12 protein-coding genes are annotated in these 14369 nt (G+C 49.1%); 3 read left to right on the top strand and 9 right to left on the bottom strand.

The window, feature by feature from the left end; translation table 11 throughout:
* The 5 genes from TA5113_RS12755 to TA5113_RS12735 all read right to left on the bottom strand — a co-directional run.
* Positions 1 to 1018 (bottom strand): polysaccharide biosynthesis/export family protein (locus tag TA5113_RS12755; protein WP_058316757.1); only part of this gene is annotated, 1018 nt, incomplete at its 3' end.
* Between the two features lies 1 nt (position 1019).
* Positions 1020 to 1733 (bottom strand): sugar transferase, encoded by a 714-nt coding sequence (locus TA5113_RS12750; RefSeq protein ID WP_082625979.1) that lies wholly within the window; start codon positions 1731 to 1733, stop codon positions 1020 to 1022.
* Positions 1734 to 2064: 331 nt separating this feature from the next.
* On the bottom strand, positions 2065 to 3099 hold the full coding sequence (locus TA5113_RS12745; protein WP_258953937.1) for an acyltransferase family protein: 1035 nt from the start codon (positions 3097 to 3099) through the stop codon (positions 2065 to 2067).
* A 65-nt stretch (positions 3100 to 3164) separates the two neighbouring features.
* Positions 3165 to 4070: a glycosyltransferase family 8 protein gene (locus TA5113_RS12740; protein WP_058316524.1), complete on the bottom strand. Its 906-nt coding sequence runs from the start codon at positions 4068 to 4070 to the stop codon at positions 3165 to 3167.
* A 33-nt stretch (positions 4071 to 4103) separates the two neighbouring features.
* The gene (locus TA5113_RS12735) at positions 4104 to 4979 is read right to left on the bottom strand and encodes a glycosyltransferase family 2 protein (protein ID WP_058316523.1); all 876 of its coding nucleotides are present in this window, start codon (positions 4977 to 4979) and stop codon (positions 4104 to 4106) included.
* Positions 4980 to 5352: 373 nt separating this feature from the next.
* Here TA5113_RS12735 and TA5113_RS12730 point away from each other — a divergent pair, with 373 nt between their 5' ends.
* Positions 5353 to 6120 carry a sulfotransferase family protein gene (locus tag TA5113_RS12730; RefSeq protein WP_058316522.1) on the top strand — a complete coding sequence of 256 codons (768 nt, stop codon included), beginning with the start codon at positions 5353 to 5355 and terminating at the stop codon, positions 6118 to 6120.
* Between the two features lie 14 nt (positions 6121 to 6134).
* Entirely contained in the window at positions 6135 to 6863 is a 729-nt protein-coding gene (locus tag TA5113_RS12725) for a sulfotransferase family 2 domain-containing protein (RefSeq protein ID WP_058316756.1), read from the top strand.
* 21 nt (positions 6864 to 6884) lie between these two features.
* Here the strand turns inward: TA5113_RS12725 and TA5113_RS12720 are convergent, their stop codons facing one another.
* The 3 genes from TA5113_RS12720 to opgC are packed head-to-tail and all read right to left on the bottom strand — an operon-like array spanning position 6885 to position 10598.
* Positions 6885 to 8381, bottom strand: coding sequence for a lipopolysaccharide biosynthesis protein (locus TA5113_RS12720; RefSeq protein ID WP_245627205.1), 1497 nt, complete (start codon positions 8379 to 8381; stop codon positions 6885 to 6887).
* A gap of 16 nt (positions 8382 to 8397) precedes the next feature.
* Entirely contained in the window at positions 8398 to 9363 is a 966-nt protein-coding gene (locus tag TA5113_RS12715; protein ID WP_058316519.1) for a hypothetical protein, read from the bottom strand.
* 29 nt (positions 9364 to 9392) lie between these two features.
* On the bottom strand, positions 9393 to 10598 hold the full coding sequence (opgC, locus tag TA5113_RS12710) for an OpgC domain-containing protein (protein ID WP_058316518.1): 1206 nt from the start codon (positions 10596 to 10598) through the stop codon (positions 9393 to 9395).
* Positions 10599 to 11020: 422 nt separating this feature from the next.
* Here opgC and TA5113_RS12705 point away from each other — a divergent pair, with 422 nt between their 5' ends.
* The gene (locus tag TA5113_RS12705; protein ID WP_058316517.1) at positions 11021 to 12634 is read left to right on the top strand and encodes an LTA synthase family protein; all 1614 of its coding nucleotides are present in this window, start codon (positions 11021 to 11023) and stop codon (positions 12632 to 12634) included.
* Positions 12635 to 12638: 4 nt separating this feature from the next.
* Here the strand turns inward: TA5113_RS12705 and TA5113_RS12700 are convergent, their stop codons facing one another.
* Positions 12639 to 13973, bottom strand: a complete 1335-nt coding sequence (locus TA5113_RS12700) for a DUF8689 domain-containing protein (RefSeq protein ID WP_131726487.1) — start codon at positions 13971 to 13973, stop codon at positions 12639 to 12641.
* Positions 13974 to 14369 lie beyond the last annotated feature (396 nt).

Genomic DNA, 14369 nt, shown 5'->3' with positions numbered 1-14369 from the left:
ATTGATCTTCCAATAACAGCAGTTGGTTCTCGACATCTTGAGCCGCCACAAGTCTTGAAGCGGATGCACCCGATTGAGCGTCGACCAGATCGAGTTCGGCAACAGATAGGTTTTGGCGTGCTTCGGTGACTGCAAGTTGAAGTGTCAATTGTCGCGTTTCCAAATTGCTCACCAAAGACAAAGCATCAAGCTGGCGCGCGTTCACCGCAAGCCCGCGATCCGCGAGTTGGTTGATGTTATCGAGCTGCTCTTGTGCAAGTTCCAGTTGGAGGCTGAGGTTTTTAAGCTGTGTCTGCAACGAGCCGATTTCGCCGGTCAAAAGACCTATTCTACCTTCGAGGAGTTGGGTCTGCCTCTCGGTGCGTTCACGGTTGAGGCTGAAAACCTTTTCTTCGCGTTTCTGTTTCTCGGCGACCTCTGGATCAACATCTTCTGGTAAATCCAGCGTCGCCGCGCCTTCGCCTTCCGCGCGCAGTCGCGCCAGTCTTGCCGATAGTATGGTGCGCCGCGACTGAAGAACGTCTAGCCGTTGTGTTAATTCAGAGAGCTCCAGCCCAGGATTTGCATTCAACGCGATCGGCGATCCGCCGGCTGCGACAAATATCTCTCGGATTGTCTGGCCCGGTCGAATGTCAAAGCGCCCGGTATTGCGCACAAACCCATAAACCGAAACCGGCTCGGTGGAACTTTGTTTGATTTGAACCGCCGGAAGATCAGGCAAGCTGAGGCTTTCAAGGAGCCTGCTAGAAAGAGAACTCGCCAACTCGTTGGTATCTAAGCCTACCGCAACGATCCCACCGTCGATGAATGGGAAATATAAGATCCCGTCTTCTGCGACCGTGTATTCGTTGTTGATCGTTTCCCAAGACCGGATAGCGCCGGCTTCACGATCCCATTCGAAAACAGCGATGTCTAAACTGTCTCCGGTATTGATTTCTTCTGAATTGGCCAGCGTTGCGCCAAAGCACAGCCAGGCCAGTAGTAATGTCGCGATGGCTCGCGGTCTTTTTATGGTCAAGTCAACGTGCGCCTTTGGCGAGAATTACGGCTGGCAAAGTCATGATCAGAATTTTCAGATCAGTCAGCATGGTCCAGTTGCTGACGTAAAGCCGGTCCATGCAAACTCGTTGCTGGAACGACGTGTCTGAACGACCGGAAATCTGCCATAGCCCGGTGATACCTGGCCGTGTCATCAAATAGTGGGAACGAGAACTGCTATATTTATCCAGTTCGCCAAGTGTCACCGGGCGGGGGCCAACGAGACTCATGTCGCCGCGCAAAACGTTGATAATTTGTGGAAGCTCATCAAGGCTGAGTTTACGCAAGATCGCGCCCATCGGGGTAACACGCGGGTCGTCGTCAAGTTTGCGTTCTTCTTCCCAGATTTTGCGTTGATCAGGATTGTCGCGCAGATATGCCGCAAGAATGGCGTCGCCATTCACCGCCATGGAACGAAATTTCAAACACTGGAACTTACGACCGTTGTGACCGATGCGCTCATGACCATAGAACAACGGCCCACGATCTGTCAGGCGCAGCATGATGATGAGGCCAAGCAAAAGCGGGAACAATGAAATAATCAAGAAAACAGAGGCAGAGACGTCGAAGACCCGCTTTAGCCGACCGCCAACCGGCTGGCGCTCGTTTCTCTGTTTGGCCACGCGGGCTGGACGTTTAATATTACTTGGTTGCCAAGTGCCGACACCAGTATCTCTTACAAGGTCAAATGCCATGATGAACTCCTAAATAGGAAGTCGTTGAAAGATCGTTTTGCAGTGCAGAATTTCTTTAGTCCTCTTAAGTGTCGTTTAAGTGTCAAAAGCAGCCAAGTGCACAGATGCGAATGGCGGCAAAAATAAGGCCAAAAAAGGTCTAAAGTCATATTTTTAAACAGGTTTGAATGGTTTTTTGCTCAATTTGGATGCGGTTAAAAAACTAAAAATTTTCAGAATTTTGGCCGTTGTTAACAATAATGCTGCAATGCCGCATTTTGGTTTTCATTAATTGCCTATTCGAAATAATCCCCGAATCGGGAAAAGCGCCCGCTCAGCCCATATGAGGTCGCTAGGCCGGTCGCGCTTTTGGTGAACGAAGTCTGCCCTTGCCCTTGCCTTGCATCAGGATCGATACCCAGTTTGGTAAGACTGAAAGAGCCTTCCTGATGATGACAGCAATCGCAAATGACGCGATTGGTGCAACGAAGAAGAAAATCAGAAAGCCCGACGACATAGGTTTCAAGCCAAGCAGCAAGTGCAAAACGGAAATACTACGTGCGTGACTGAGGTATGTCAGGTAAGCGTGCGGCTCAAACTTTGCAAAGTGCGCCTGCAATGGGGTTCTGCTTACTCGTTCCGCGACAAATATAACGAAGACCGTAAGCGCCACTCTTTTTATGATATTGGCGACCTCTTCTGATGCTGCACTATCAAATTGCGCGGAGTCCAAAAATAAGCTGACAATCAAAAGGAGGACCGCCCCAACAAGCACGCCAAAATGTCTGGCGATGCTTTCGAGAGAAAGCCCGTAGATACGGGCCATGCAGCCCGCGAACAAAAAGAGTGGTACCGTTGGACGAAAAATGACCGGCTCCAAGGCGTCAAAAATGGCTGCAGCGCACAGTAATATAATGACTGGGATAAGCGCATGGCGAAGAAGGGGCCATGTGACCGCAAGCAAAATGGAGCTCACAAAAAGGTCCCTTAGAAAGAAAAGGGACTGACTGACCGGTTCTGACCCTAAACCTGTGAGGGCGTTAATATAGGTCCAAGCATCTGCATCACGAAAATAGTCAAGCGCGGAACTATGCACGCCAACATAAGCAGCGGCGACGGCCATCGCGATGAACGTCATGTTCCAGAACGCCATCGGAATGATCAGTGTTACAAACCGACTTTGAATAAAGGGGAGTACCCGGCCGGAGTTAATCGCAGCGATTGACAGGAAGCCGCTGACAAAACTAAGCGTCGCAACGCTCGCACGGGCAAGGAAGTCAATCCAATACTCCGACACCCAGCTATATGCGCCGGTGTTGATGATGGACGCTGCGCCGCTGGTGTCTACATGGGCATAGATCATCAGAAAGATGCAGATCACCCGCATTGACCGGATCATGTCACTTTCCGTTTGCGAGATCGCGCGCAATGGAGAGGGAGAACGGTCAAACATCAAGAAGCTGCAACCCGGCTGCGCAAGATTGCGAGCTGATACTTTAGCCAGAACTTAAGCAACCGACCGTATCCAATGCGGTCGCGTTTGCGGATCTCATCGAAGAAGGGTGTTTGCCGTAGGTATTTCCAATACAGCCAGGCATAGGGATGCCATTCATCAGACTTCCACGGTTTCCAGCGTTCTGTGAAATGTATGATGCCTGGCAGGTTTTGTTGATCTGTGCCAGAGTCGCGATAGATTTGATTGTCATTCACAAAGGCCCGCTGGAAATTCCACGTGTTGTCCAGAATAGTCCAATTCTGCCAGAGCACCTGATTTAGGGCATCTTGATCCGCAAATTCATAGACACTCGGGTTTGCGATAAGGCAATCCAGCGCTTTGGTTAAGTATCCGTTCGCACGCTCTGCTTTCAAATCGACAAGCAACATACCTGCGTTGAAGTACCTGCCTTCTCCGGGCAGTCCGAAGGTGTTCGCCAGTTTTGTCGCCGACAGATTATGATCTTGAACGGCAGCAACAGGGTAGCCGTGCATGTCACTTCGCCAAAGCGGCAAAAGGTTTCGTGTGACCAACATATCGATATCGAGATAAAGGACCCGGTCGATTTCTGGCGGCAGCATCTCAGTCATAATCAGCCGCAAATATGTTGCGCGACTAATATGCATGATCGGTGGCAAGTTCAGAGCAGGGTGGCTGTCGACATGGTAATCGATGACTTCAAGAGCCGGAGACGCTGCACGAATTTGGGCCAGCAGGTCCGAGCCAACGCTATCCAATATGGCATGTACCCGCAGGTTCTCTGGGCCTTTGTGAGTTTCAATTGATTTCAAAAGCGCAGAGAAATGCGGAGCGTAATTCGCATCCGTCACGCAGACCAATTCAATTGTTTCTTCGTTTGGCATTGTCTTGGTCTCCGAAGCCGTCGGCTCGACAGATTAAAAATAGCGAGATTGTGCGGCAGGTTGTTTGAAATTGGCTATGAAGAGCGCGCGCGCCATGCCGAAATGCATCTTTGCGCGTTCGGGCCGACGGCGAACCGTCGCCAAGACACCGCGCAGAATGCGCGCAATGATGCGGTCCGGCATGATGAGGCGGCGATTTACGAAATGCCCAATCGCCAGTTCTTCGTTCAGTAGCTTTTCATGGCTCCAAACATCTTCGCCATGATTGGGATTCAGGTATCTCATTTCCGGTGTTTCAACCCGCCAGCTGCCGCGCCCGAAGGCTTTGTAATAGTAGCGAGACCATTCTTGATCTTCGGCGGAGAACACTTCTTCGCGGTAAGGGCGATCGATGATGCGCTGAGTGGGGATCAAGGCCGCCGTATTTGAAATGCCATTGCGCCCGTCGAAATTCTTCCGGTCCAAGACGTAGCTGAGATCTCCAACCTGGCCTGGATTTGGCGGAAGCCAATATACAATTTCAAGTCCGCGTGCCTGTGCATCGCACCAACCTCTTTCAATCAACTCAGCACCAAGCAGCACATGACTTGATATAATAAGCGTCAATGGAGACGGGTTTGCCACAGCGCCAACATTGATCGCGCGAGAATAGTTAAAGTCGCCCTCGGGGTAGGGCACGACGATTGCACCGAGATTTTCAAATTCTGCCGCTGTTTCTGCGGAACCCGAGCTATCAACGATCAGAATATGTTCAGGAGGCGCAGTCTGCGCACGTAGCCCTTTGACAACTTCTTCTAACAATGGCGTACATTGATAGGCGCGGATCACTGCGCCATATCGAGGGCGTTCCATTTTGATCGGCTCCGCGGTTACAGGCGGAAATGAGGCTGGCTTTTCTGTAAGTCCCATAAATTCAATCCGTCATAGAACGTCTTGGCCTAAGTTCTTTGAAAATCGGGTTAGGCCAGAATCGAATAAGCAGTATTTTTTTGGCAGTATCATTCGATGCCTGAAACTGTTTTATGAAACCTATGAGACGAATAGTCGTGCTTTGCCAAATTCAGAGGCCGATGCTTGAGCAAGTGCTGGTTTACTGGGCACAAGCGCTCAGAATGACCGCCACGTGTGGTGCGCTCTGAAGTTGGTCTGTCTTTTCGCATTTCTGATACGCAATTATGAAATGTGACAAGTCGAGGCTGCTGGATTGCCATTGATTTTCCCAATCATTTGAAAGCTGGTTCGGGATGAAAGACAGCGCAGATTAGTTTTAGAAGGTAATTAGATGCAGTATTTATTCGTGATCACCTATGGCCGGTCCGGGTCCACTGTTTTGATGAATTTGCTTAACAGCATCGACGGCTTCGTAATTCGCGGTGAAAACAATGGCATTCTGAGCAAATTTGCCGTTATTTCCAAAGATCTGGAAGACGCCCATGCGGTCCAGTCGCAGTTCAATCTTTCGTCCAAAGCACCCTGGTTCGGGATCACAGAGGTTAGCCCAAACTCTGTGTCTAAACAACTGAGCAGAGTATTTGTCCAAGATATACTCTGCCCGCCTGACAATACGCGTGTTATCGGATTTAAAGAGATCCGCTATACTACTGAGGATATTTCGGATGCGGACTATGCAAAGGTCATTGATTTCATGGCCCGAGAATTCCCGGATTCCCGGTTCATTTTTAACACGCGAAATTGGCGCGAGGTGGCGCGCTCGGGATGGTGGCGCTATCGCAAGGATCTTGGGAACCTTCGACAATGCATCGAAAGTTCGAATAGCCGTTTCAATTTGAGCGCAACAGAGTTAGGCGATCGCGCTTTTTTGATCGATCATGCGGATTTTAAGAGAAACGCTGATGGCTTCCGGCCGCTACTGACTTGGCTAGGGGAGAGCTTGAGCGATCAAAAGCTAAAGGAGATTACCGAAAACAAGCTTGAACATTTGCAGACCAAAGTCGATGACCGCGGTCGCATGCTTCGGTTGCGACGCCGAATCTACTGGTGGACTCATGGGCTGAAAATTTTTGACCGTAAACAATTAAAGCCAGATTGAAAGGCAGCCTTCTGATGAACCCAAGTTCGAACTTTTTGCGTGATCTACTGGGGGGGGTAAGCCGCAAGGTATCGCCAGACCCTAAACAAATATTTTTCCTGCATATCGGAAAATGTGCCGGTACTCAGATTGGCGATGTGATTAAAAAGATAAATGAAACCAAAGGCAACGTGCTTCACAAGTGCTTCCACGACGATGCGCTAAAAGACATTCCGGTTGAAGCCGACTATTTTTTCTCGATCCGCGAACCCATATCTCGGTTCTATAGCGGATTTTATAGCAGGAAACGCAAAGGGCAGCCGCGGATGTTCTTTGAATGGACCGAACACGAAGCCTTCGCATTCCAAGAATTCGAACATGCCAATGACTTAGCCGAAAGCCTTTTCGAAGACAGTCATATTGGCTCCAAGGCGATGCAAGCAATTACTTCCATTAGGCACACTGCCCAAAATCAGATTGACTGGTTCTTTATGTGCGGTGGCATTTTTGATGTTCGTCCGCCGCTGGCAATTATTCGCCAAGAAAATTTTGCATCCGATTTGTCGAAATTCCTCGAAAGAGCGGGACTTACAGAATTGCAGAATGAGTTCGATTTTTCCAAAGGAAAGAAGAAGGCTCATGCCAACGATTATAGCGCGACACCGCCTCTTTCAGACAAAGCAAAAACCAATTTGCAGCACTGGTATTCACAAGACATCGAGTTTTATCGCGTTTGCGAGCGTTGGATTGAAAAAAATATGTAAGCACCGAAAACAGTCGTAAAACTATGACTGCATCTTTAGGCGCTTTTGCAATTTCCTATAAAAGCCAACTATCATCTCAGTTAAATCAACTTCTGCGCTTTTTGGCTTTCCATGCACGCGCCACAAAATTGCGATGGAAATGGCATAACAAGCCAGGCCCGCAAAGGCGAACGCAAGAAGTTGTAGGAATTGGCCGATAAGTGACGACTGAGTCATTGGAAGCATTGTCCCTAAACCCGATAAGACCAAGGCTGTTGCGATACATGCTAAGACCGGGCGCAGGCCTAATCCAAGTTGATTGCGTAAAGGTATCTCTGCGATGCTGCGAACAAGAGTCATATTCCAGACCACGTTGACTGCAGTGGCGACCAAAGACCCGAGCATCGCGGCGATCAACACGTTATTGGGTCCGAAAGGCCATGCGACCCATATTGCAATGCCAACGATTGGCCATCTGACAATGATCACTCGAACCGAGCGATAAAAAAGCTTCTTGGTATTATCCGTCGCCATTGCGATCGGTTGCAAGGCCACCATTGATTGAGCAGCGGACATCATCGCTTGAATTTGAATAACGGGGACAGCGAGTAACCATTTGTCGCCAACAGCGATTGTGACCAAGGGTGCCGCCAGAAAAATGATTGCGGTCGCAAATGGAAAAACGACGAGGCAAAGGATCCCTTGGGCCCGCAAATACGCGCGGCCCAATGCGGGTATATCTGAATTTAGCCGAGAAAATGCTGGGTAAAGCGTTTGCCGAATTGGCTGGTCCAACTGGTCGAATAATACTCCTGTCACACGGTTACCAAATCCATAAAGCCCCATAAAATTGGTTGGTAAAACGGCCCCATATACAAGCGGGTTTGCCCGCCAGTTCAATGCCTGCGCGCAGTTTCCAAGTGTGAGCCAAATCGAAAACGAAAGGAGTTCTCGCCAATGCAGTAGCGTGAAACGTGGGAGGAATGGTCTTAATACATAAGACAAAAGAACGCGGGTCATTTCAGAGGCGAGAGCGCCGATGATCAATGCCCAATAACTCTGGTAAATCAATGCAACTGCAACCGCTGCAATAAAGCCAACGGCTTTCTCACTGATCTGCATAATGAAGATCTGATGGAATACGAGCTCGCGTTGAAAGAGGATCAAACGTGGGTTCAACAACGAAAGCAGAAACACACCGAGCGCTAAAACCTGTAAAATCTCACGTAAGCGCTCGTCACCGTAGAATTGAGCAACTGGTCCAGCGCAGAATACCATGGCCAGACCGATAATAGCACCGCGTATCGCTGAGATCGTAAATGCCGTATGAAAGTGGTCCTTCTTGGGGTCCTTGTGTTGGATCAAAGCCTCGGACACGGGCATATCCGTTATCGAGGTCAAGATCGCCATGAATGCGGTTGAAATCGCGACGAGTCCGAAATCCTCTGGCACAAGAATACGCGCCAGAATGAGAGTACTAATCAAACCCAGAGCATTGGCCAACAGGCGGCCAATCGCAATCCAAAGCGCCCCTTTCATCAAGCGCGATCGCGTCTCACCCATCGTCTTTCTTACCTTTGGAGGTATGCAAGAAGGTCACGTCGCTGCGTGCCGCGAGATCGGCTCTGTCTTTTTGCCAAGCAGCCTCCAGTTTCTCGCACTGTTCTGGCGTCCATGGCGAAAACCGATCAGATTTATCTTTTGGGGGGTAAAGCTCTTCAAGTTCTAGCATGCGCATCATGCGTTCCGGCCCTTGGATATCGCTGGGTAAAGCCACAATTTCCCTTACTGCTCTGTTTGATGCACTTGGTCTCACATCTACCTGCTGAAGTGGACGTAAAAGCTTTTGATCGACGCCCGTCATACCCTTTATTATTCTGGGTTCTAAGTCGCGAAAATCTTCATACGCCCAAACGATCAAATTTGCATTCGGCAAGGCCTTGCGAATTTGATCAATCAATGAGGGCCAACGGCCAGCGGCATCCTCATATCGATTGGCATATTGCTCTGGTGTCGGCATGGGCCAGAAACGAGCCGCTTCCCCATACATCGATGCAAAAAAATCGGGGTAGCTGCGAATGCATAGCCACACCTCAAGCTGGCGATCTGATGGGATGGCCTTTTTCAACCAAGACAGGCGATTAGCGCACTCTGAATAAAACTGATCACCTAAGAAGTCAGCCCCTTCGCCAATTAGGTTTTCTTCTGAAAGCAATACGTCCCTTTCAATGGAAAACCATGGTTTCATGCGCACTGACATTTGATCTCCAAAAATGAACGAAGCCAGACGCCCCCGTAGGCTGCTGCGCCTGCGTTTGCTTTGTTCCCAAGACAACTTCACAACATCACGCACGTTTTCTCTTGGCCAATATGCGACTCCGTTTCTGGCGAGAACGGCGCGATTGTAGCTAAAATACTGCTGAAGGTACGTCGTTGCGGTCTTGTGAGCGCCGATATGAAGCTTAATGGCTTTTTGCGCCATGGGATGTCCAATTTCTGTGAAGTTTGATTTTTCAAGCATGATTGAAAACTGAGTGGGTTGGCGCCAAATTAATTTGATTGAAATTCCGACTGATTTTTTTCGAAGTAGGTCTTCACGCGGACCTCGAAAGGTCGCAAAAACCAAGAAATTGCGTCTGCTAGCCAGGAAGATTTTTTGTTAAGAACGTCAAACCCGTAACTCATTAGAACGATAGATAATGTCAACGAAAGTGCGTATATTTTGGTTTCGGCGGGGCCGTCCGGCGTCAGGTTGATTAGATAGAGTAAGATGTTTCCCCAAGCGAAAGTGAACAAACTCGTGCGTCCAAAAAAGCTAAGTTTGTTCAACAGCTCGCGGCTCCCGAATTTCCATGAGTCGAAGACCATAACCAAAAAAATGGCTGTCGCATAAGCGACCGATGTACCGCAAATAAAGTAAACGGGATGGCTCATCATCCTAAGCTCCATATTTGGGATGCCGGATATGTAGCTCGATGGTAGAGCAAAGAATGTAAGTACTGTGAATGCGAACGATAAACCAAAGAACAATTTGAGTTTCTGACGATCGAATTCAAACGTTTTCAACGTCGATGCCCTCGGGCTTTGCGCTAAAATCGCCTTGCGAAGCAGAGCAGTTAACGCCCAGCCGGCAACCATTAAAGAGACCCCGTGCAAGACGGATGGGCCAGCAACCCGAGTATCACCAAATCCAGTAATGAATTTCACAAACCGGACGAACTGAATTGGTGCGTTTTCATCAGCCATTGCGTGCGCGAGCCCGTTCCCAATTGGCCAGGCGATCTGATATGCGATTGCGAATAAAATACACAAACCAAGGCCAAACCGGATGCGTATTAAGATCAATAACGGGGACAGAAAAAGTAAAACAGTATAGAGTTTTAGAATCTCAGTATATGGCGAGTTTCCCATGAAGAAGATGCAGGACAGACTAAACATGAGAGAGTAGTCATCTCTAACGAGAAACAGTACAAATATTGAGATCGCATAAAGCAGCCAACACTGGAGGGCCCGAGTCCAAAGCCGAGCGCTTACAGCAGCGGCTCTGCCTGATTCCATGCGCGGAAGGTAAACAAGTTCAAGCATTACGCCAAACAAGACAATAAAAACTGGCGGCGCCAATTGCATGCAGATCTTAAGGTAAAAACTCAGCTCTGCTGGCAGGTAAGTGTATAGTCCCGCCTCGTTAAATGCATGAGAGGCCATAGCCAAGAAAATTGCGAGGCTTCGCGTGAAATCCAAACCAACAATGCGCATGCGAATAACTCTTTCCCGAGAACGTCACAACGTCAGTTTATTCTTGGCATGTAACCGATAAACAAAAAATGCGGACCAAATCGATTATCATCTCTGGTAGGCGTCACGCATGCTTATTAAGCGACGTTCATTTTGAAAGATCAAAAAATAGCGATTAGAAAGACCACTTTTTGAGCAACAAGGGCGCCGTTCGCCAAAATGCAACGAGCGGCTGCAAGGGCGATAGTAGGTTGCGGACGTAAATGGGCATTAGCTAGTATGACACGCGTTTTATCGAGTATTGGCGGCCAAGTGAGGCTGTTCAGGAACAGCGGTTCTTAGTTATTATGCTAAGAAGCAATTTCTTTACACCGATCGCTCATTTGTTGGTAGGTTCGTTGCACTTCTGAACAATTTTCATTGTTGAGAGAGGCAAAAACGGATTGAAAAAACTTATATTGAAAGTGTTTGTCGCCCTTGTTTCTGTGGCATTCGCGGCTTTGTTAATATTTGTTTCAGTGCCAGGTTTGACCTTTAACTCTACTGTGAAAGCGGCTGGTGTGCCGATCATAGGTCTACATTGCCTCGTGCTGACTTTGGCCAGCCTTCGTCGACCCTTTCGTGCGCGCGGCCGCAGCGCAACCGTGTTTTATATTTGGTGCGCTCTCGTACTGGTGACGTTGCCATTTGCATTTATGAAAAGCGCATTTGGTGTCGGTGATGTGGCGAGCATTTTGATCACTGTGGCCGAAAACAGAACGGCGGAAATGGTTGCCGTCGGGCTTGAGGGTTTTGCAAAAGAATTCTGGGATATCTTTGCAAAAGCCGCGGGGCTTATTCTGTGTGGCTTCTTCATGATCAAATACGTTCCGCTTGGTCAGAAGACGATCATTGCCGCGACACTTATTTTGTTTGTTGGCAACCCGTTGACGCAATTCCTATTCAGAAGCGTTATTCCGCACCCAGATCAAACACTTTTGGAGGCTGATCTTCTTGCATTGGCGCCAGTGATTCAGGCGTCTCCCGAGGTTCAGAAAAACCTCGTCGTGGTCTACCTTGAAAGCCTAGAGCGGACATATCATCAATTGAACGTCTCAAAGGAAGCGTTTGCGCAATTCTCTGAGTTCGAGAAAGCGGGCTATGCGTTCCCAAACCTTCTTCAGCTTCATTCTTCGTTTTTTACGGCGGGTGGCATCGTCGCTTCGCAATGCGGTGTTCCTCTTCTGCCGCGCGGCGTGTTCAGCGCAAGGCGACGGATTCACGACAAGATAGATGTCATCCCTGAGGAAACCGATTTTCTGATGGGGGTTAGATGTCTTGGCGATATTTTGAACGAAGAAGGTTATATCGCGAGCTATATCAACGGGTCCTCCCTCTCGATCTTTTCCAAAGGTGCATTCTTTAGCAGCCATGGATTTCAGCGTGTGAAGGGCTTGGAATCCTATCCAGGGTATGAGGACGAACCGCGGACGAATGTCTGGGGCATGGATGATGATCTGTTGTTTGAAAGATTGGCGGAGGAGTTGCGTTGGCTTGCGGGGCAAGAGAAGCCCTTCGTGTTGACGACGCTGACGCTCTCGACCCATGGGCCAGATGGATATCCCGAACAGAACTGTGCCTTGGGAAGCAAGGGCGAGCTTCCTTTGGTTGCTGCGATTAGGTGCAGCGGCGCCCATGTAAACGGTTTGCTGAAAGAGATTGAAGCGCTTGGGATTCAGGACGACACATTGGTCGTGCTCCTTTCAGACCACCTCGCATTCAGAAATGCACTTCATTCTGAACTTCTCGCGGTGTCTGATGACCGTCGGAACTATGTCGTTGTGCTAGGTGATGAGGTCGGGGTGAATGCTAGGGAAGGGACTTTGCTGGATGTCTATCCGACGCTTTTAGAGCTTTTGGGTTTTGAGATTGAAGGAAACCGTGCGGGTCTTGGTCGGTCCCTTATTGGGGACGCGCCGACGCTTGTGGAATCCTTTGGATTGAGACGGACCAATCGTGCAATCAAGAATAACGCTGACCTTCAACGCGCGATCTGGGCAGATACGCACGGCAATTAATCGGTCAATCTGTTCGGCGTTGGTTGGCTGAGACGTTACGCCAAGCAAGGTCTAACAATTCCATGTTTAGCTCTGGCGGCCGGTCAAGGTAGCGACATGCTGCAAAAATGTGGTTCACCAAGAACCCCGGATGTGCACCAGAAGTAATGAAACGTTCCTTCGTATAGCGTTTCTCAAAGAATTCCTCCATCACAGCAGGCTGCCACTTTAGATCACGAGCGTCGCAGACGTCTTTGAAGATTTGAATGTAGTCTTCTCGGCTGGGGCTCGGCACATGGATTTTGAAATAGATTCGCCTTTGTGCGGCATCGTCGCCCAAATCTTCGGGGCGAATGTTGGAAGAGAAAACGACAAGTTGGTCAAAGCTCACCTGGAACTTTTTACCTGTGTGGAGGGACAGAATATCGAAGCCTTTTTCCAAAGGAACAATCCAGCGGTTTAGATATTGTTGCGGTTCTTCCTTTTGGCGACCGAAATCGTCTAGAACAAAAACGCCTCCTAACGCTTTTAGGTGCATCGGCGCTTCATAGTAACGCGCGTTGGCCTCAAATCTTAAATCCAACATATCCAACGTGAGTTCGCCGCCCGCGATGACGACAGGTCGCCGACAGGGGACCCAGCGCGCATCTAGTTCGCGGGAATTCGCAAATTCTTCTTCGGGCTCGTGCAAGGTTTCGTCATAGAAGCGTATGATTTGGTTCCCGACCAAGATGGCATAGGGCACGCTAATGATATCGATGAAAGATTCACCAAGCGCTTCTGCGAGTGATGTTTTGCCGTTGCCAGGTTCGCCATACAGCAACATCGACCGGCCTGAATTGGCGGCGGGACCGAGTTGCGCTTTCAACACCGATGGGATCACCAAGTGAGAAAACGCATCGTCCAATTCCGCGCGATGCACCTCTTCATGTTTGATAGATTGTGTTTGAACCTGAGCTTCAAACTGTTCAAGTGTGACGGGGGCGGGGCCCACGTATTGTGACACGGCCTGTGCATCAAGGGCCCATTTTTTCCCAAGGTCCGTCAGGCTGTATCTGATATCAGATTTAACGTCCGCGCTTTCTAGCCCCTGAGATTCCACCAACATCAGAGCTGTCATTTCTTTCAGGATTTGCCGACAGACAAGTTTCGGGAGTTTAATGACATCAGCGATCTGAGCTGGCGTCATTGTCCCGCCTTCGTGCAGGATCTTTGATGTGAGATTGAGAATGAACGACAGGGACAGGCCGGTCTCATCTATGGTTTTTGGCTGAGCGCCCGGTAGAAAGTTCGCCTTGCGCGAGGGAGCTTCTGGCGGCGTTTCATCCATTTCAGCCGGCTCTTCAGGCTGCAGCGCCATGTCCTTCGAGGCATTGTCTGATATTTTAGCTGGATCGTTTGCGGGCGTGTCTGCGGACGACACTGCATTATTCTCAGGCTCTTCAAGCGAGGCTTGTTTATCTTTTGGTTTATCAACGTTTACTTTTTTATTTTTGCCCAGCCCAAAAACCATTTTAAATCCACCGTTGTTCTGTTGTGTTTGATTTGAACCACCAAAACCTAAGCGCTGAGAACACATTAGCCGCGTGGTGTTTATTTCCCAAAAGGTTTCTTGTTCGAAATTTTATTGCTGACGCGCCCTGTGCAAATGATTATGTATTGTATCAAAATAATCGCAATCGGTGACAAAGAATTCTCAAAATGAGAATTCGTTGGCCTCGTCAGGGTCGTTGACTTAAGGTTAAGGGCGTAGGCA

This window comes from Cognatishimia activa, from assembly GCF_001458335.1.
GTDB lineage: Bacteria > Pseudomonadota > Alphaproteobacteria > Rhodobacterales > Rhodobacteraceae > Cognatishimia > Cognatishimia activa.
This window is presented reverse-complemented; position numbering and strand designations above follow the sequence as displayed.